Here is a 20561-nt window from a genome sequence, read left to right as displayed (position 1 = left end):
TCAAGCCGGGGCAATGTTGGCCTGGGCACGAACTAAGCAGGGAGGATATGGAAGTAGGAATTCTGCTTGATGCGGCGTCAGGGAAGCTAAACGGCTCTCTTAAAGCGCAAATTTGTTCTCACCAAGCCGGACTGATCCGGCAGTCGAAGATGGATTTGTCTGCAACATCTCCAGAGTAGGTGCAGATCACTGGATCAGAGCCAGCTCCGCCGGCCGGCCGCAAACTTATTGGGCCTATGCTCTTTCCCAGCGGATTGATACCCTCAATCCACGCAGCGACGGCTGAACGTTCAATTTCGATCCGCTTTACCTCGCTTGGTAGACCTTCGAGCTGAATCGTCGCCAATTCGACCTTTTGCTTCGAGACCTTAATCTTCTTTGCTGCAATCAGATAATGAGCTGGAGGGCCATCGTTATCAGCATAGCACTGAACGATCGTGTGGTCGCCCGTGGATTGACAATGCTGGCCGGTGACAAAGGGGCATGCATCTTTGTCGCCTGCCTTTTCGCAGTGATCGTGAAGCGTGCTCGGGTCGTGCGGGTCATCACTCGCCCAGCGCCAACCATCGCCGGCCAACTGCGGTCCGCTTGGAGTCGTGGCTTTATGCTTCGCGTTGTTCATATCCGGGAGTTGCAGCAGAAACTGAACCCACTGCTCTTGATCCGTGGCCTGCAACTCTTCGCCTTGCTGAATCACCTTCAGTTTAGTAGGTCCAGATGGAAACAATGTGAAGTCGTAGCGCGCGGAAAACGATTTACTATTCTTGCAGCCGGCCCACCGACACCACCAAGCTCCAGCATCTTCGATCGTGGAGGTTATCAACAGGGGAACGTGAGAATATTCGTTCGGCGCCCAAGCGTTTCCAAAGTCATCAGATCTCAAGTTTAGGGATATTCCCCAGTCTTTCAGCAAAATTCGATCCCTAGGAATAGGGTGGCCCCCGATCGTCACTTGCGTATCGAAATGCTTTCCGGAATAGTCAGTCCCAAAGCCGATTCCGAAAATTTGAATCGGAGCGGCTGAGAGGCTCTTCTTTTCCACAACGGTCGGGCCCACGCGTACTATTAAGAACTCGACGTCTTTCCCAATGAATGCAATTTGGGCAATGAGCTTGTGAGCGTCGACAATTCCTTTGGCTAATTCGTCCCCGCTGCCAGTCTGGAGCTTATCTGCTAGTTGATATAAGTCCCAGATCATCAGCTTGCGTTGGTCGGAGAGTTGTTGGAACGTCTTCTCTCGTTCATCGTCCAGAAGTGCCTTCTGTTGCTGCATTAGCTCATGCGCCTGGATGGCTGCGTTTCCAAGGAGCTCGTTGCCGGCGGCCGTAGCCGCTTTGGACGCTTGATCGATAGACTGTGCGATACGATCAAAGATTTTACCGATGGTGATATTGCCGATCGCTCCGGCGGCAACGCTTAGGCCTCCAGTGATTACGGCCGTAGTAACGGGCTCTTGGCTGTGAGCCATCCGCAGCGGCGCCGAAGTGGACGCGGCGATTATAAGAAAGGTAACCAGCCTTAACGTTGGAGTCATCTAGCGTTCCTCGGATCTGTCGCTGGAGGCTGCGGCGGTCTGCAGAATGAGCGAAACACAGTATGGGTAGCCCCCCCCCAGCCTCTTATAATCGGACCGAAGATAGTTGGCATCGAAGTTAGCACTACAAGCTTGAATCGGCCAGACAACGTCATCGATTACCCACTGACAACTTGCTGCGCGCCAGAGGCCGATTGTGCCGAGTTATGGTGACATTGCAACAAATGCCCCTCCAGTAATGCGGTGGCGGTGCACAAAGTCCATCGATGGAATGCAGCCTCGCTTGCTTCAAGGGCAGTGAAGAGGCAAGTTACTGTACTGGATCGAATTTCTCGTTATCCTGACTATATGGATGGCTACCAGCCTCTGGCTGCCGTGCATGACGTCAGCAAGCGAAGCTCCAGCGATCGCAAAGAGGCCCATTCGTCGCTTATCGTTCTCTCCAATGATGTAAGATCAGGCCGGCTTCCGTCTATTCATTGTTTGAAGTGCCGTGCCGCATCATCTAGGCATTCGGTCACCAACTAACGCGCCTTACATCCATCGTCCGGGAGCTAGGTCGGCCGAATGACGGGCGTGGGCGTCGAGGAAAAGGTCTCGACACTCGGTCCTGCCGGGCTATTCTCGCGGAAGAGATCTTGCGCCGAAGCCGATATTTCAGCTGGTTTTTCAGTCGCTTCCTGTCGTTTAAGATACTGTGTCGAAATATCCGTATTCCATTTTTCCGAAAATCATGCTTTACTCCGTTCATCCCGCCTCATGCAGAGGGCGTACGCATCGTCACGATACGTGGAGGTGGGCTGCGATGGACGTGGATGCTGCGCCAGACGAGCGCTTGCGTCGCGGACGGCGAAGTCGTGTGGTCCCGGCCTCCCGATGCTGAGGTCAGGCCTGCTGTTGATGCGCAAGCGTCACGCGGGCGATGGGGGCAAGAAAGCCCGGTCCCCAAGGAGAGCACGAAGGACACCGTTAAAACTGATCGCGCAGGGAGGGCCGGGTCGTCCGGCTGGACCTGTGGTACCTGCCGCCTGCATTTTTTTCGCAGGCGGGCCACGGGCCTCAGTCGAGGTCCGGCTCTCCCTGCGCCTCTCGTGTTTCGAGACGCGCGCGACCAACGCATTCCTCGGACTCATCGAGCCGCGAGACCGCGCGCGCACGCCTGAACCGACCGCAAGTGGCTGTTTGACATCTGAGTGACGTGACGATGCCTGTCGGCGCCCGTGACAACGCCGAGCAGCGTCGGGCCGAACCCATGGATAGGAGACGCGGTCAGTCGCAGTGCGTCTCAAGAGGCGTGACGCGGTCAGAAACCGGGTCACGCATCGGTCTCGTACCCCGCGGGGACAGCGACGAACCCAGCGCCTTCCAATCGCTTCTCATCGGAAACCACGGAGCGTTCGTGTTCATCTGTGAACGATGACAACGAGATGCTCTACGCCGCCGGCATATGCAGCAGAATTGGCCCCAGTGATGGAGAGCTCCACTCGGCAAACGACGATTGCAGAAGGATATCGAAAGAGTATCACGTTGAGGTTGTATTGAGAAGGCTTGGGTGTACAATCTCGTGATGCCAGATTTCCGATGGGAACGACGGGCTTCCCAATAGTTCTGCTGGCTGAGAGAGGGTTGTGCCGGCATGCCTCTCATCGTCTATCCGCATTGCGACATGCACGTCGCGCTGAAGAAGCCCGCGACCAAGGTGCTGCCGTTCCGCGTGTTCGACCAGGATCTGCCGAACGGCTCGACGACCTACACGCTGACCGACGTCACCGCGGACTGCAATTTTCGAATCCTGGCGCCGTACAACCCGGTCGGGTCCCGGCTGACCAGCTTCGTGACGATCGATCCTGCGGCGCGCACCATCACCGGCGACGACGTCGGCACCAACCTCGTGGTGATCGAATACGGCCCCGGCTACATCGTCGCGCGTATCCAGGTGCACGACGATGTGCTCGGCTGGTGGTTCGGCAACTCCTCGATCACCACGGCGCTGCATCCGACGGTCGCCCACAGCCAGCCGACGCTGTGCGCGCTGTTCAGCGACGATCCGACCGGGACCGATCTCGTCGGCGACATCACCGGGCACGGCTTCGTCACGCTCAACTCGGCAAGTCCCGGCACCTTCGTGGTGGCAAATACGAACAATGAGGGACGGTTGAGGGGCGTGAGCGAGGGGGCAGCCCAGCTCGACGGCAGCTTCCTCGGTGTCAACCAGAGCCTGCCGGTGAAGGTGGTCGACTACGCCAAGATCCGCGACAACATCTCAACGGTGCGCGCCGGCGACCTCGCCAATGCCGCCGAGATGCACAACATCCTGTTCCTCGCCGAAGGCTTTCGCGCGTCCGAGAAGGACAAGTTCGACAAGATCGTGCAGGAAGCGGCGGACGGTCTGTTCTCGCAGAAGCGCCACGAGCCCTACGGCACGCTCGCCGGCAGTTTCAACGTATTCAAGGCGTTCCAGGCGTCGGAAGAGCAGGCGGTGACCTGCGGCTGGCGCGTCAACGACGAGGAGACCTCGGAGCTTAGCAGGGGCGGACCGATTCCGTGGAATTACAGCGTTTCGGACGACAAGAGCATCTACGAGGTCGACGAGCTCGTGGCCCGCGTCGGCCTGCCGCTCCGCAACGAGACTGCGACGCCGGCGCAATTGAAGGCGCGCTGGGCGGGCCAGTCGCTGCCCAACTACGATGCGGCGAAGGTCAACGACACCCTGATCGAAGCGTGGAGGAAGCAGAAATCGCTCGGCATCCTGGAGGCACGTGACACTTTCTACGGCCTGATGCTCGGCTCCCGCTGGGGCGACCGGTCGGCGAAGTCCGGGGCCGCTTTGACGATGCCGGCGGCGGATGCGGCGGGCGATGCCAACCTCGCGCCACTGATCGCCCGCGCCTATCAGTTCTTCAAGCCGGCCAGCGCCACCCGGCACCTTGCCCCGGATCCGCGCCGGCATCCGCCGGAGCTCGCTCGGAACGGCCGCGCGAACGTTGCGGCGCCGATCATGGCCTACCTGTCCGGACTGCGGCTCGGGTCGTCGCCGCATACCGCGCTCGGCGCCGAGTGGATACCGGACGGCACCTTCAAGCGCAGCCGCGGCCTGATCGCCATGATCACCAACGAGGACATGATCGGCGGCACCAATTTCAACCAGTCGACCGTGACCGCCAATTCGTTGCAGAGCCTGAAGACGCTCGACTTCGAATATCCTGCGACCAACACGGCGACGAAGAAGGTGATGCGGCGCAAGCCTGCCAGCGACATCGACGCCGACCTCACCGATATCATCGACACGGTTGCGCACGAATTCGGCCATTCCTTCAATCTCGGCGACGAATACGAAACCAGCGCCGAAGACAATGCGACCGCTTCGAGCGAGTACGATAACATCGTCGCGCTCGCCGACATCTTTCAGGATCCGAGCTACGCCGCCAACCACTCCCGTCTGGTCGATCCGTCCAAGGTGAAATGGTTCGAACTTCTCAGGGTCCAGCTTTCGGCCAAGCTGACCCAGGCTTCGACCCAGCAGGGTGGCTCGATCGAGGTCAGGATCGACCCGCGCCAGATCCCGCGCTGGGTGCAGGCGAAGGCGGCCGGCCGCCAGGCGTTTCTCCGCCGCATCCAGATCACGGCGATCGGCCAGCAACTGCCGCTCACGTTCACCGATTCCGATTACCTCATCAGACTCGACATCGGCGACATCGACCAGAACCTCGGCTCGATCCGGCTCGGCGGGCTGGAATTGCCGCCGGCGCCGTTTCCCGTGTTTCCGAAAGGCTCGCTGCTGTTCGTGCCGCGCCGCGACGATGCGGACGCGCTGGTCTATGTGGTGGAAAAGAAGGTGCGCGACTTCATCACAGGCAACCATCTGCCGCTCAACAAGGATACCGACACCGCTCATGTGAACGACGAGGCCGACGACCCGAAGGACATCCCGAATTTCAAGCCGCCATGCAAGGCGCAGCGGCTGGTCGGCCTGTACGAAGGCGCAAACAACTTCACCGGGCTGGTCTATCGTCCGGCCGGCGACTGCAAGATGCGGAACAGCAGCGGCACCTTTTGCCATGTCTGCAAATGGCTGATCACCAACCGCATCGATCCCGCACTGCACGACGTCGTCGACCGCGAATTCTATCCGGAGGCCAAGAAGAATGGCTGAACCGGGCGCCCTCGAAACGATCGTCGCCGAGATCGGCAAGCTGCTGCTGCCGCTGCGGGCGGCGGTGGAGTCGCCGGCCGCGTTCCAGGGCCTGCTGCTCAAGCTGGGCTGGGATTCCGACGTAATTCCGAAGCCGATCGCCGATCTCGCGGTCGACTTGCAGCTGCTGTTCGATCGGCTCCAGGCGCTGGTCGGCGGCGGGCTGTCGCTCGACGGCGAAGTGGCGTCCGACGGCGAGGCGACGGTCGTGTCCGGCTCGCTCGAAGACGCCTTCAAGACCATCGAGGCGATCGCCGGCGTCGTGCAGGCGATCGACGACCTCGTCTCGGCGCCCGGCGGTGCATTTTCGGCGACGCTGAACGCCGATAATTTCAAGGGCGAGTTTCCGGGGCAGCTCGTCGGCTATCTCTTCATCACCTATCTGCGCAACCATCATCCGGGCATCGGTTTCGCGCTGCAGGCGCTCGGCGTCATCCGCACCCGCTATACCGCGCCCGCCGGTAACCGCCCGGACTACATCGACTACAGGTTCAGCTTCCCGGACCTGCCGAAGATCGTCTCCGACCCGGTGACACTGTTCGAGAACGCCTTCGGCTGGGGCACCGACAGCTTCGACTTCTCCAGCTTCGCGCGGCAGATCGACAGCCTCGCGGCCGGGCTCGGGCTCGACGTCCGGATGGTGGAGGTGCCGGATCGGGTCGCGCGCGCGCTCGAAGGCGGCCCTCCGATCGGGCGTGCCGCCGTGCGCAAGCGGCTCCGCTTGGTGTTCTTCGAGCGGGCGCGCGACGCGGGACGGCTATCGGCCGAGCTCGGACTGTTCCCGCTGCCAAAGTCCGGGAGCAAGAAGCCGGGCTTCGCGCTGCTGCCGTCGTTCAGCGGGCTGCTGTCGGTGCGGATGCAGCTCGGTCCGACGATCGCGGTGACGATCTCGAGCGACCTCGATCTCACCGGCGGTGTCGGCCTGATGGTGCGGCCGGGCAGCGGCATCGACATGGTGATCGGCTTCGCAGGCAGCGGCGCGCCGACGTCGGCCAAGGGCACCGCGCGCGTCGAAGTGGAATACTCCGCCATCTCCGGCAGCCCGACCATCGTTCTTGGCACCGGCGAGGGCACGCGGATCGAATACCAATCGGTGAGCGGTGCCGGCGGTTTCACACTGGTGGCGGGCAAGGACGTCGAGGTGTTCGCCGAGGCGGACCTCAAGGGCCTCGCTTTCGTCCTCGACGCGTCCGGCTCGGACGGCTTCATCTCGACCATCCTGTCGGGCATCTCGACGCGGTTCGAGTTCGATCTCGGCCTCGGCGTCGCCTATCCGCGCGGCGTGTATTTCCGCGGCACCTCGCATCTCGAGATCCAGATCCCAGCGCATATCGACCTCGGTCCGATCCAGGTGCAGGGACTGACGCTCGCGGTGACACCGTCGGCTGACGGCCTCCCGATCGATATCGGCGCGACGCTGAAGGCGGCGCTCGGTCCGCTGGTCGCGGTGGTGGAAAACATCGGGCTGCGGACCGATCTCGCTTTTCCGGGGAGCGGCGGCAACCTCGGCCCGATCGATCTATCCTTCGGCTTCAAGCCACCGAACGGCGTCGGGCTGTCGATCGATGCCGGGGCGGTGAAGGGCGGCGGCTATCTCTTCATCGATCCGGACCGCGGCGAATATGCCGGCGCGCTGGAACTGAAGATCCTCGACTTCCTCTCGGTGACGGCAATCGGCGTCATCACCACCAAGATGCCGGACGGGTCAAAGGGCTTTTCCTTCATCGCCATCATCGCGGTCGAGTTCAATCCCGGATTGCAGCTCGGTTTCGGCTTCACCCTGCTGGGAGTCGGCGGACTGGTCGGGCTCAACCGCTCGATGGACCTCGACGCGCTAGTCAACGGCGTGCGCGCCGGCTCGCTGGACTCGGTGCTGTTCCCGCACGACGTCGTCGCCAACGCGCACCGGATCATCTCCGACCTCCGTACATTCTTCCCGCCAGAGCAGGGGGCCTTCCTAATCGGCCCGATGGCGAAGTTGGGCTGGGGCACGCCGACGCTGATCAGCCTGTCGCTCGGGATCATCATCGAGATTCCCGGCAACATAGCCATCATCGGCAAGTTGACGGTGGCGATCCCGGACGAGCGGCTGCCGCTCATCATCATCCAGGTCGCCTTCATGGGCGCGATCGAGTTCGACAAGAAGCGCGGCTGGTTCTTCGCCATCCTGTACGAATCCCGCGTGATCTTCATGCCGCTCGACGGCGGCATGGGCGTGCTCGCGTCGTTCGGCGGCGACGCCACTTTCATCGTCTCCGTCGGCGGCTTCCACCCGGCCTACAATCCACCGGCGCTGCCGTTCCCGCCGATCCCCCGGATCGCGATCAACATTCTCAACACGCCGGTGGCCCGCATCCGGGTCGACGCCTATTTCGCGGTGACGTCGAACACCGTGCAGTTCGGCGCACATGCGGAGCTGTATTTCGGCGTCTCGATCGCCAACATCGAGGGCCATCTCGCCTTCGACGCGCTGTTCCAGTTCTCGCCGTTCTATTTCATCATCACGATCTCTGCCTCGCTGTCGGTGAAGCTGTTCGGCGCGGGGCTGTTCAGTATCCGCTTCCGCGGCTCGCTCGAAGGCACATCGCCCTGGCACGTCGAGGGCACCGGGAGCATCTCGCTGCTGTTCTGGGACGTCGACGTCGACTTCTCCCACACCTGGGGCGACAAGGAGGACACCAGCCTGCCGCCGGTCTCCGTGCTGCCCCTGCTGGTGGCGGAATACTCGAAGGCGGAGAATTGGACTGCCGCGCTGCAGAACAGCAGCAGGCTGTTGGTGACGCTCAAGACCGTGGACGCGGGCTCCGATCTTGTCCTGCATCCGGTCGGTTCGCTCAAGATCACCCAGCGTGCGATCCCGCTCGGCATCACCCTCGACAAGATCGGCGCGCAGCGCCCGGACGACGCCAATTACTTCTCGGTTGCGACCGCGACGTCGGGCATCGAGAAGCGCGCCACCATCCGGGAGTCGTTCGCGATCGCCCAGTTCAAGGACCTCAAGGACGGCGAGAAGCTCAGCGCGTCCGACTACGAGGCCGAGGAGGCGGGGCTGGAGCTGTCGGTCACTGGCAACCAGGCAAAGACCAGCTATGTCACCAAGCGCATCGCCCGCTACGAAGAGATCATCGTCGACAACAATTTCAAGCGGGCACGCCGGCGCTTCGTCACGCTCATCTCCGGGCTGTTCACGCACTTCCTGGCCAACAACGCCGTGGCGCGGTCCGAGATCTCGGCGAAGTCGCGCGATCTGAAGCACGTATTCGACGACAAGATCGCGGTCGATCAGACGTCCTATGTGGTGGTGAGCCTGGCCGACAATTCGCCGATCGCCGGCGCGCCTGCGTCGTTCCAATCGCGCGCCAGCGCCGGTGAATTCATGGCGGCGGAGGCGCGACGCAATCCGAACTTCACCAGCGAGGCCCATATCGTGCGCCCGCACGAGATGAAGCGCGCGGCGTAGCGGAGGCACGATGATGGCGGGCGATCCGGCGAGGCGGCGGGGAGGAGCGGGATGAGCGACACGATCGGCACCTATTCCTTCCTGCCCTGGCTGCGGCTCGGCGTGGCGAACAGCATCACGGCGTCCGACAACGACAACTCGGTGGCGCTGCGCGCGACGATCAGGGTCGACTTGTCGCTGGCCGGGCGGCCGGTCCAGGGCGACACGGATCTGACGGCGACGATTTCGCGCGATGTCGCGCTCTATGGTCCCGGGGACATCGTCGGCATCGATCCGATGGCGGTGGTGAAGGTGGAGCCGCGCGACTGGATCACCAATTTCGAGCCGAACTACCTGCCCTTCGTTGAGTTCTACGACGAGGATTTTCCGTGGCGCTACACGCCAGCGGCGCCGGACGAGTCGCGCCACCGGCTGCGCCCGTGGCTCGCACTCCTGGTGCTCGAGGTGGAGGAGTTCAAGGAAGTCGCGGTGTCGTCGGCGCGGCCGCTGCCGGCGATCGAGGTGACGGGCGATCCGGCCTCGGTATTTCCGCCCGCCGACCAGCTTTGGGCCTGGGCGCACGTCCACGTCAACCGCGACCTGATCCAGCAGGACGGCGTGGTGGAATCGACCAATGCGGACCAGGCGAGGGCGCGACTGGAGAGCCTGCTGGCCAGCAATCCGGACTACGCCTATTCGCGCGTCCTGTCGCCACGTCAGTTGAAGCCGAATACGTCCTACCATGCGTTCGTGGTGCCGACCTTCGAGAGCGGCCGTCTCGCCGGCCTCGGAATCGCGCCGGCGGCGAATCCCGCACTCTTCGCCACCCTGTCGGCCTGGGCGGACTATACCGACCGGCCGTTCCCGACGCTGCATCCGGTGTACAAGCGGTGGTACTTCAAGACTGGGACGGTGGGCGATTTCGAGTACCTCGTCCGCCTGTTGAAGCCGCGTCCGCCGGACTCGCGGCTCGGCCGCCGCGACATGGACACGCAGACGCCCGGCTCCGGGATGCCGCCCATCGCGGTCGCCGGGCTCCACGGGGTGCTGCGGCTCGGCGGCGCGCTCAAGGTGCCGGACGAGGCGCTGACCGGCGCGCAGGAGGCGGAAGCCGCGGCCTACGAGGGCTGGGACGAACCCTACGCGCACGAATTCGAGAAGGCGCTGGCGGGCTTCGTCAACCTGACCGACGACTATGCCCGCGAAGGCGCGCCCGACCCGGTGATCACGCCGCCGCTGTACGGCCGCTGGCACGCGCTCACCGAACGGCTGCTTGAGGAGGCGGACGGCAGCGACGCGCCGCAGCCGCGCAACTGGGTGCACGAGCTCAATCTGGACCCGCGGTTTCGCGTTCCCGCCGCGTTCGGCACGGCGGTCGTGCAGAAGAATCAGGAGGCCTATATGGACGCCGCCTGGGACCAGGTCGGCGACATCCTTGCGGCGAACCGGCGGATCAGGCTGGCGCAATTCGCCAAGGCCGCGGCCGCGATCTGGCATGCGCGCCATCTCGGGCCGCTGAAGGATCTCAGTGCGGAACGCGGGCTGACAATGATGGCGCCGGTGCAGCGCCGGGTGATCGCCGACGGCTTCACGCTGCGCCATCGGCTCAAGGAAAGCACGGTGCCCCGCGCGGCGCTGTCCGCGCCGTTCCGGCGCGCGGTCCGGCCGCGCGACCAGCTCGCGGCGACGCTCGGCTTCGACTCGCCGAAAGGCGCCGAAGAGCTGCTGGAGAAGATCAATCGCGGCGAGGTCAGCGCGGCGCCGCCGCGGGTCACCCCGGAAGCCTTGCCGGTGGTGGAGGATGTCGCCGCGCAGCTTCAGCCGAAGTCGCTGCCCGCGGAGCTGACCAACTGGCTCACCAAGCACCGCTGGGCGAAGTGGGTCCTACTGGTCGTTCTGCTGCTGCTCGCCGTGCTGCTGCTGGCCGTCGCCGTCCCGCTCGCGATCGTGGTCGCGGCAGCGGCGCTGGCGCTGTTCCGATGGCTGGTGCGGCTGGAGAAGCAGGCCGGCATCGCGACCGGCGTGTTGCCGCAAGGGGCTTCGCCCGAGATCATCGACGCGCTGCCGGGCTTTCCGTCGTTCACCATCCGCGATCCCGATCCCGCCGCGCCTGAGCCTGTCGGCGGCGCTTCGTCCGCCGACAGCCCGGAGGCGGCGCGCTTCAAACTGGCCCTCAAGGATCTCAACCGGCTGCTCACGGTCAGCGCCGATCTCGGCAAGCCGCCGTTGCGCAAGCCGATCGACATCGCCGCGCTCGGAGCGTCGACCTTCGCTGCGATTGATCCCGACAAGACGGTGCCCGCCTTCACCTTCTCCTCGATCACCATTCCGCCGCGAGTGCTGGCCATCAACGGGATCGCGACGCTGCTGCAGCCGGAAGTGTTCAAGCCTGTGATGGCATATCCGGAAATCGACCTGCCGATGTACAAGCCGCTTCTCGGTCTGTCCGACGAGCACTTCCTGCCGAACATCGACAAGATTCCGCAGAACACGATCACGCTGCTCGAGACCAATCAGCGTTTCATCGAGGCCTACATGGTCGGCCTCAACCATGAATTCGCCCGCGAGCTGCTGTGGCGCGAATATCCCACCGACCAGCGCGGCAGCTGCTTCCGCCAGTTCTGGGACCCGAGCGGCGTGATCGACCGGGAGGGCCTGTCGAAGGACGAACTGCGCGAAAAGCTCCGCGATATTCCGCCGCTCCACACCTGGTCGCTGTTCTCCAAGCTCGGCGATCACGACCATCGCGAGAAGCCGGGCGAGAACGAGGAGGAAGTCGTCCTCGTCATCCGCGGCGAGCTGCTGAAGAAATATCCCACCGCGGTGATCTACGCCCAGAAGGCGCGCTGGCAGCGCGACGACGGCGGCGCGATCAATCCCCGCGTCGAGCGGGTGCTGGAGACCGACGGTCCGGTGGAAGACCGCCTGCGCACACCGCTCTACGAAGCCAAGGTCGATCCCGACATCACCTTCATTGGCTTCGACCTGACCTCGAAGGAGGCAAAGGGAGGCACCGGCCGCGGCAATTCGACGGCGCCGGGCTGGTTCTTCGTCATCAAGGAGCGGCCCGGCGAGCCGCGCTTCGGCCTCGATATTTCTCGCGACGGGCCGCTCAACGTCTGGAACGACCTCGCCTGGCCTGACGTGCTGTCCGACGCCGACAAGGGCTTTCTGCAGATCAGGCCGGGCGGGCCGACCCTCACCCTGGACGATCCGGTGGCGCCGGAGCTGCAGGAGAAGAAACAACAGTACGACGAGGACAAGGCGCTACGCTGGCATCCGGACAGCAACTCCGCGGAGCTCGCCTACATCCTCTACCAGGTTCCCGTGCTGGTCGCGGTGCACGGCAGCGAGATGCTGCCGAACTGATCGCGCAGCGGACACGACAGGGGGCGGCGGAGGCGAAATGTCCGAGTTCGATGATATCCGCAAGGAGCTGGAAGCGTCGCGCGCCGCGGCCGATGCGACGTCGCGCGAGATCGGCCGGCTTCGCCACACCCGCGCGCGGCTGATCCGCGACCGCGCACGGGCCGCGCGCGTCAGCAAGGGCGCCGATGATCCGGCGCTGGCGGCGATCGACAAGGAGACCAAGGCGGCGGCCTCCGAGATCGAGCGGCTGGGCGGCGCGCTGAAGGCGGCGAAGGACGAAGTGGTCCGCAATAGCGGGCTGTTCGCGAACTTCAGCGACCCACGCCGCAACATCGGCCTGCTGTCCGATCAGACGCCGATCCTGCTGATGCCGCTGCGGATCGAAACGCGCTTCAAGCAGGCGGCGGAATTCGGCGGCGACCGCGACGAGCTGTGGGTCCGGGTTTATCCGGACGACATCGCCGTCGACAGCTTCGAGGAGGCGTTGTCGGAAGACGAGGTGAAGCGCGCCCAGGCCTATTGGGCCGACGTCTGGCGGGCGAACCACGACCCCGCCGGGGAGCGGGCCGCCTGGCGAACGCTCGTGAGCGGACAGGGCTCGGGGCGGTCCTACTACGTGACCCAGACTCATCGTCCGCTCAACGAGGCGGCGCGACCGGCCAGGGTGGAAGGCGTGCCGACCGTGATCCTGACGGTGGTGACCAGCGCGCCGCTGGCCGATTCCGAGCGAGGTGCGGTCAGCGCATTCTGGATCGCGCTGTGGCTCGCCGGCACGGACGTGGCCGCGCAGACGGACGCGATCGCCGCGCTCGACAACGCGCTCGGCGCCGAGCGCGCCGCGGCGGTCCGTGAGGCGTACCGGCCGCGGAATCTCGCCGACGCGCCGCCCGAGGGCGCGGACCGCGCGACCACCACGGTCATCGCCGCGTATCTGGAGTTTCCCGCCGCGGACGCCACGCCGATGCGGGAGACCGGCTGGTCGCAGCCGGCGACCGCCCGGATCGTGCCTGATCGCCTCGTCCTGCTCGGTTACAACGGCGGAACGCTCGAACTCGAGCAACTCGGAAAACCGATTCCGTCGCCGCTACCGGTCACGCCGTCGCCGACCGGAACGGACGACGCGTCGGTCGCGCACGACGGCGACGACATCACGTTCGGTCCGGAGCTCGAATGGGTGCGCAACTTCGACCGCGCCGTCGAGATCGGCATGGGATTCCGGGTGCCGCTAACGCCGCCCGCCTTCCGCCGTGGCTTCGATCAGTTGATGGTGCTCGGTGTGCGGCTCGGGGCCGATGCAGACGCCGGCCGGGTCGCGCTGGAGCAGTTGTTCGCCCATCATCATCAGTCGAAGGCGGGGTTCTCGATCCTGCCGCAGGGCCAGCCGACCAACAACGTCGAGGGCGAGGGCGCCGCCTACAGCTGGCGCGAGGAGTCCGACGTCAGCTTCGATCACTACTTCGGCACTCCGCCCCTGGACCCCGACGGATGGTTCGAGCGGACAGACGGACGCTGCCTCGCCGCGACGCTCGGTCTCGATCCGGCCGCGCTGGCGGCGATCCCCTTCTACCATCGCCACGACGTCAACGACGCCCGCGCCATGAACACGGCACTGTGGCCGGCCACGCTCGGTTACTTCATGGAGAGCATGCTCCATCCGGTCTTCGACGATTCGACGGTGGAGCGGACCCGCGACTTCTTCGTCCGGCACGTGTCGGCACGCGGGCCGATGCCCACGATCCGCGTCGGTCGTCAGCCCTACGGCATCCTGCCGGCGACGCCGCGCTCGCGCATCCAGTGGATCTTCGCGGGGTCGAACGTCGCAGTCGGGGCCGCGCACGCGCCGGACGATCCGGAATTGCGGTTCCTGACGCGGTTGTATCAGTTGCTGCGCAAGGTCGAGGCCGATCTCGAGCCGCTGATGTCGCGGGTGTCCTACATCGGCAAGCCGGGCGGCGACCGTCATCAGATACTGCTCGATGTCCTCGGCCTGCACGCCGGATCGGTGGAATTCCAGCAACGCTTCGCCGAAAGCTTCAAGGAACTGTACAACCGCCTCGCGATGCAGGGGGCGGGCGGCGCCTTGGTCGCGCTCCTGCTCGCCGCGGGCTATGTCGGAAGCGGGCTCGATCTGCTGAAGCAGCTCGGCTACACGCCGCCCGAGGGGATCGAGGTGCCGGACATCCTCGAGAAACTCTTTCTCAATGCGCCCAACCAGCTCAAGGGCCCGCTGATCGACGACCGTCCGTTGTCGGAGACCGAGCAGATCCGCGCCTACACCGCCGGCGGCGACAACTACATCGGCTGGCTGATCAAGGCTGCGGCGACCTCCCACGATGCGCTGCGGCTGCAGCAGGGCTTCACCCAGCGCCCGAACGCGCTGCTGTATCTCATGCTGCATCACGCGCTCGACCTGAGCTTCGTCGAGACCAGCATCCGCCTGTTCTTCAATGCCGGGCTGATCGGCGAGACCGAGTTGAAGGCGGCGCGGCGCGAGCCGAAGTTCTTTCAGGTCGAGGAGGCGAGCCTCGCCGTGCCGGCTGCGGCCGGCGGCAGCCGCTGGCGCTACCTCCACCGCAGCGACGCCGCGGTCACCGGAACGGGACTGAGGACGGTCGGCGAGTTCATCCCGACGGTGCTGACCTCGATGGTCGCCACCGCGTATCTCAAGCGCCAGCTCGATGCGCTCGAACGGCTGAAGAGGTCCCCGACAGCGGTTCTGGAACGGGTGTTCGCCGAGCATCTCGACCTCTGCACCTACCGGTTCGACGCCTGGTACGGCGGCATCATGAGCCGCCAATTGGAACGGATGCGCTATCCGCACGGTGCCGGCCGGGGGACCGCCCAGCCGGGCGCACCGGCCGGCGAGGCGAAGACCGGGATCTATCTCGGCGCCTATGGCTGGCTCGAGAACGTCAAGCCGGAGTTCAAGAAGCTGACGGCGGTCGAACTGCCGGCAAACCTCGCGGCGATCTTCGCCGATCCGGATGCGCCGCCGCTGATGCGCGACCGCAGCAACCAGGGCTACATCCACGCGCCGTCGCTGAACCAAGCGGTGACCGCCGCGGTGCTGCGCAACGGCTATCTGTCCAACGCCACGCCCGACAATCCCGGCAGCCTCGCCGTCAATCTCAGCTCGGAACGAGTCCGCATCGCGCTGTCGATCATCGAGGGAATGAAGGGCGAGCAGAGCCTCGGCGCGCTGCTCGGCTACCAGTTCGAGCGCGGCCTGCACGACCGCCACGACGTCGAAGTGGACGGGTTCATCTACGACCTCCGCAAGGTGTTCCCGCTGGTCGGCGACCGGCTGACTCCGACGCGTACCGGCCGGCTCGACGCGTTCGGTCGGCGACTGCGGATCAACCGGGTGGAGGCGCGCAACGTCATCGACGGCCTTGCTTTGGTCGAGCACATCAAGACCAGCGGCGTGAGCAGCTACCCGTTCGGCCACGATGCCGACCTGCCGGCGGCGAGCCCGCAGCAGGCCGCGGCGATCACCGCCGAGGCCGCGCGGATTGCCGACATCGCCGACGCGGTCGCCGACCTCGCGATGGCAGAGAGCGTGCATCAGGTGGTGCAGGGCAATTACGACCGCGCCGGCGCCGTGCTCGACACCTACTCCAAGGGAAAATTCCCGGCGACCCCCGACGTGGTGCGCACGCCGCGGTCGGGGGTGACGCTGACCCATCGGGTGACGCTGCATCTCAAGGCCGGGCTCGACCCGAACGACGGCGCGCTGACATCGCCGCGGGCGAAGGCGGAGCCCGCGCTCAACGCCTGGCTCGCGGGCATTCTGCCGCCGCCGGCAGCGGTCGCCTGCTCGGTGACGGTCACCGACCCGCTCGATCTCTCCTCCGTCACCTACAACGTGACGCAGGCCGATCTCGGCCTGCTGCCGATCGACCTGCTGTATCTGCTCGATCCGGACAACGATCCAGCCGCCAAGGCGCTCGACGATCTGATCGAAGCGCATGTGATCGCCGTCCATGCACCGCGCCCGGACGCAATGCTGACGATCGCCTACCGCGAGAGGATTGCGGCGATCGCCGGGCATGTGCCGCTGTTCGAACTGTCGGCGTTGGTGCGGCATCTCAGAAGCCTGCTACTGCGTTCACGTCCGCTCAAGGCGAGCGACATGGCGATGGCCGGCGAGGCGAACGAGGCGGTCGATCTCGACGCGGCGCTCGCGCGCGAGCGGGCAACGCTGCCGCGCGATCTGCTCGCCGCGCGGCTTGCGGATCTCGACGCCTTCCGTACGGCGCTGCAGGCCCGCCTCGACGCCAAGCAGGAGGCCCAGATCGCCACGGAGATCGAGCAGACGATCACCGGCTTCGTATCGGTGATGCAGGGTCTCGGTCCATTCGCGGCGTTGCAGACCGGTACCGGTGCCGTCTACGCCGACCGGCGGTGGATCTTCTCCCAGTTGCACGCCGTACTCGCCGGCTACATCGCTCGATGGACCAGGCAACTCGCCGAGTTCGACGCACGCATACTCGCCTACGACGCTGATTCCGGCGCGCCGGACGCGGCGAAGTTCCTGGCGCTGCGGGTGGCCGAAAAGCTGATCGCGACCACGGCGACCGACCCTCTGCCGGCGCAGCCGGACGATTTCCGCGACGATCTCATGAGCGGCAAGCGCGCCGCCTTCGTTGGACAGCGCGCCGTTCTGATCACGCTCTACGACAATGCGTCCGATCTCGCCGCCTTGCATGACGGCATCGAGGCGTCGAAGGCTGCGAACGCCGCGTTCGACGCGGCGGCGATCGACATCGCGGCACAGCGCACGGCGATCGTCGCACTCGCAGAGGACATGGCGAAGCGCACCGCCGCGCTCGCGCTCGAACTGACGACGCGTCTGCCGGCGATCCAGGCCCGGCTCGATCAATACGATGCCGCGGCGGAGGCGAAGAACAAGATCGAGGCGTTGACCGCGGCGGCGAAGCTGCTGTTCGGCGACGATTTCAAGATCGTTCCGGATTTCGGTCTGCCAGCGGCGCAGGCCGGTGAATGGAGCAACGCCTGGGGCCCGGGCGCGCAGGCGGACGAGACCATTCTCGGGTTCCTCAAGACGACGATCGGACGCCGCTTTCCGCTCGACGACTGGTTCACGGGTGTCGCGCGGGTGCGGTCGAAGCTGCACGATCTGGAAGCTTCGCAGCATCTCGCCGACGCGTTCACGGGGGCGGGCGTCGCGCTGCAGGCGCTGCAATTTCCGCATCGCCCCGAGTTGCCGTGGCTCGGACTCGAATTCCCGGAGACCGATGCCGACGGAAAGCCGTTCGTGATCGACGAAGACAAGCTGCTCTATACCGCGCATTTCGCCGAAAGCTTCGATCCGGCGCGGCGGCAACTCGGGCTGTTGCTCGACGAGTGGACCGAAGTGATCCCGCGCCCGACCGAGGATACCGGTCTGGCGTTCCACTTCGACCGGCCAAACGCCGAACCGCCGCAGACTCTGCTGCTGGCGCTGCCGCCGAAATTTGTCGGCTCGTGGCAGTGGCAGGATCTCGTCGACACGGTACGCGAGACGATGGACCTCGCCAAGAAGCGCGCGATCGAGCCCGACCACGTCGACACGACCGCCTATGCCCGCTTCCTGCCGGCGCTGGTGTCCGCCGTGGCCTTCCATCCGATCACGGCCTCGCTCAACTTCGCTTTCAACAACAACCTCGCCGCGGTGCTCGCCGAGACGGAGACGGGCAATGGCTGACTATGTCGCGGTTCAGAACATCTCCGCCGTGTTCTCCGGCAAGGTGAAGCTGCCCACCATCACGTTGTGGAACAGGCTCGAGGGCCGTCCACGCACGCACGATTTCGACCGCGCGCTCAAGGCCGAGGTCCGTGATCCGCTGTGGCTGCTGACGAAGCAGTGGCAGATGGGCGAGTTTCAGGGCGACGACGCCGGCTCGCCCGTCGTCGCCAAGGTGCACATCGAGACCACCGAACTGACGAAATACCGCGCGGCCGGCAATCCGCCGGAAGCGTTCGCCGACGACGTGCCGCTCGAAGCCAAGGTCGAGCGGCGGCCGATCCCGTTCCGTCTCGCCGGCCAGAAGATCGCGTTCGATCTCCGCATCGCCCTGGGCCGGCGCTGGCTGAAGCTCGTCGCCGGCATCGAGCCGGGGCTTGCCCAGCAATTCATCGCGGCGCTGCCGGTCGCCATGCCAGATCCGGCGCTCAAGGCCGATGCGCCGGTCGCCGCCCATCGCGAAGCCTGGCAGACGATGGCGGCGCTGGCCGGACGGTCGATGGACGGCTACGACCTCGTCGAGCATCTGACGGCCGCGCCCGGCAATCACGCGCACGACCTCGTCGTGCTCGGCAATCCGGCCAGCGCCGCTGCGATCGAGACGGCGGAGGCGGAATTCCTTGGCTGGTACCGGGAGGCGTTCTACCAGCCCGCCGCGGGTGCCGCCGATGCCTGGCTGCCCGATCGCCTCGAATACGCCTTTGCAGCGTCGGCGCCCAAGGCGGGCGGCGAGAAGCTCGTGGTCGCCGACGAATACTTCCAGGGGCATCTCGACTGGTACAACTTCGACGTCGACGCCTCCGGCGCAGGACTCGGTGACCTCGCGGACGCGCCGCCGCCGGCCGCCGTCGAGACGACCTTTACGGCGTCGTTCATCCCGGCGCCGATCCAGTTCGACGGGATGCCGAACACACGCTGGTGGACCTTTGAGGAGGGACGAACGAATTTCGGCGACATCGATCCGGAGACGACGGACGTCAACAAGCTGCTGCTGATCGAATTCGGCCTCGTCTACGCCAACGATTGGTTCCTGATGCCGTTCACCGTGCCGGCCGGGGCGATCACCCGGGTCGCCGGCATGAGCGTGACCAACGTCTTCGGCGAGCGGATCTGGGTTGAAGCCGCGGGCAAGGGCACGGACGCCGATTGGCAACGCTGGTCGATGTTTACACTGGCGACGAAGGGGAGCGACGACATTCCCGCCGATCTCAGCCTGTTCATCGTGCCCAGCGTGCCGAAGATCCAGGAGAGCGAGCCGCTGGAGTCGGTGGAACTGTTCCGCGACGAGATGGCCAACATGGTGTGGGGTGTCGAGTCGCGGGTGATGTTGGCTTCGGGCGACAGCAAGAGCGGGCGCAGCGCTGCGCTCGACACCCGCCGCTATTTCCGTCGCCTGGTGGAGGAGAGCCTGCCGCCGGACCCACCACCTGCGCCGCCGATCGAGAACGACGCCGCGATCCGCTATCGGCTGATGAGCGAGATGCCGGAGAACTGGATCCCATTCATCCCGGTGCACATCGACAACGACAGCCGCGAGATCCAGCTGCGTCGCGCCGCAATGCTGCGGGTCATCGACCGTGACCCGGATCCGCCGGTGCGCGTCGAACCTCGCACCGATCTGCTGCGCCACGGTCTCGACCTCCCGCAGCAGCAGGGCTACAATCTCCATGAGGAGGAGGTGCCGCGCGCGGGCATTCGTGTCACCCAGAGCTTCCAGCGCACGCGCTGGTACAACGGCCGCACTTTCGTCTGGCTCGGCATCCGCAAGGAGACCGATCGCGGCGAGCGGTCGAGCAAGCTTGCTTTCGACGCGATCCTTCCGAAGCGGAAGGCATGAACGCATGAAACGTCACCGTCGATATGGCGTGGCGCGGCCGCCGGCGGTGGAGGGGTGAACGGGCGCGCGTCATTCCCAAGTCGGCAATTTCTCACGCGACGGCAGACGCCCGGCACCCCAAGATTACGTAGCGGCCAGCAAGTGTGAATATCCGAAGACCCGTTCTCAACCTCAGCGCTTCCTTCATGACATAGGCGCAACGGAGAGCGAGCACGAGGAACGGCGTTCAAGATTGAGCGCGGAGAAGTTCGCCTTGATTGTGCCGAATCGAGGGTTACTGCGTTATTGTACGTTGCGGCTTCAGCAGCTTCGGCAGAAGCCCTTAGCCATAAGGGCAGAGATCACGCGGGATCGCTTATAGCATGGGCAACCGCAGGCTCTGCTCAAACCTGGTGATGGGTAGTCCCACCGCAGGCCGTCTCAGCCGGGCTCGTGAATTCTGTG

General features: G+C 65.1%; 6 protein-coding genes. 5 read left to right on the top strand and 1 reads right to left on the bottom strand.

The genetic code is table 11. The features are described 5' to 3' along the window. Positions 1 to 118 precede the first annotated feature (118 nt). A complete protein-coding gene (locus ACQR0W_RS31090; protein ID WP_316170791.1) occupies positions 119 to 1534 on the bottom strand; it encodes a hypothetical protein in 1416 nt (471 codons plus the stop codon). 1636 nt (positions 1535 to 3170) lie between these two features. Here ACQR0W_RS31090 and ACQR0W_RS31085 point away from each other — a divergent pair. The 5 genes from ACQR0W_RS31085 to ACQR0W_RS31065 are packed head-to-tail and all read left to right on the top strand — an operon-like array spanning position 3171 to position 20117. Beyond that, entirely contained in the window at positions 3171 to 5687 is a 2517-nt protein-coding gene (locus ACQR0W_RS31085; RefSeq protein WP_316170792.1) for a M64 family metallopeptidase, read from the top strand. Beyond that, on the top strand, positions 5680 to 9186 hold the full coding sequence (locus ACQR0W_RS31080; protein WP_316170793.1) for a DUF6603 domain-containing protein: 3507 nt from the start codon (positions 5680 to 5682) through the stop codon (positions 9184 to 9186). The genes ACQR0W_RS31085 and ACQR0W_RS31080 overlap by 8 nt, the downstream gene beginning before the upstream one ends. Before the next feature lie 51 nt (positions 9187 to 9237). Next, positions 9238 to 12534 (top strand): hypothetical protein, encoded by a 3297-nt coding sequence (locus tag ACQR0W_RS31075; protein ID WP_315826572.1) that lies wholly within the window; start codon positions 9238 to 9240, stop codon positions 12532 to 12534. Positions 12535 to 12571: 37 nt separating this feature from the next. Next, positions 12572 to 18241 (top strand): hypothetical protein, encoded by a 5670-nt coding sequence (locus ACQR0W_RS31070; RefSeq protein WP_316187188.1) that lies wholly within the window; start codon positions 12572 to 12574, stop codon positions 18239 to 18241. Beyond that, on the top strand, positions 18234 to 20117 hold the full coding sequence (locus ACQR0W_RS31065) for a hypothetical protein (protein WP_316187187.1): 1884 nt from the start codon (positions 18234 to 18236) through the stop codon (positions 20115 to 20117). The genes ACQR0W_RS31070 and ACQR0W_RS31065 overlap by 8 nt, the downstream gene beginning before the upstream one ends. Positions 20118 to 20561 lie beyond the last annotated feature (444 nt).

Origin of the sequence: Bradyrhizobium sp. HKCCYLRH1034 (assembly GCF_051168375.1) — a bacterium.
GTDB lineage: Bacteria > Pseudomonadota > Alphaproteobacteria > Rhizobiales > Xanthobacteraceae > Bradyrhizobium.
Note: the sequence above shows the minus strand (reverse complement) of the source record. Positions and strands in the feature narration are given on the sequence as shown.

Coding starts and splice junctions, on each gene's coding strand:
- ACQR0W_RS31090 (WP_316170791.1), bottom strand. CDS start 1,534: ATGACTCCAACGTTAAGGCTGGTTACCTTTCTTATAATCGCCGCGTCC.
- ACQR0W_RS31085 (WP_316170792.1), top strand. CDS start 3,171: ATGCCTCTCATCGTCTATCCGCATTGCGACATGCACGTCGCGCTGAAG.
- ACQR0W_RS31080 (WP_316170793.1), top strand. CDS start 5,680: ATGGCTGAACCGGGCGCCCTCGAAACGATCGTCGCCGAGATCGGCAAG.
- ACQR0W_RS31075 (WP_315826572.1), top strand. CDS start 9,238: ATGAGCGACACGATCGGCACCTATTCCTTCCTGCCCTGGCTGCGGCTC.
- ACQR0W_RS31070 (WP_316187188.1), top strand. CDS start 12,572: ATGTCCGAGTTCGATGATATCCGCAAGGAGCTGGAAGCGTCGCGCGCC.
- ACQR0W_RS31065 (WP_316187187.1), top strand. CDS start 18,234: ATGGCTGACTATGTCGCGGTTCAGAACATCTCCGCCGTGTTCTCCGGC.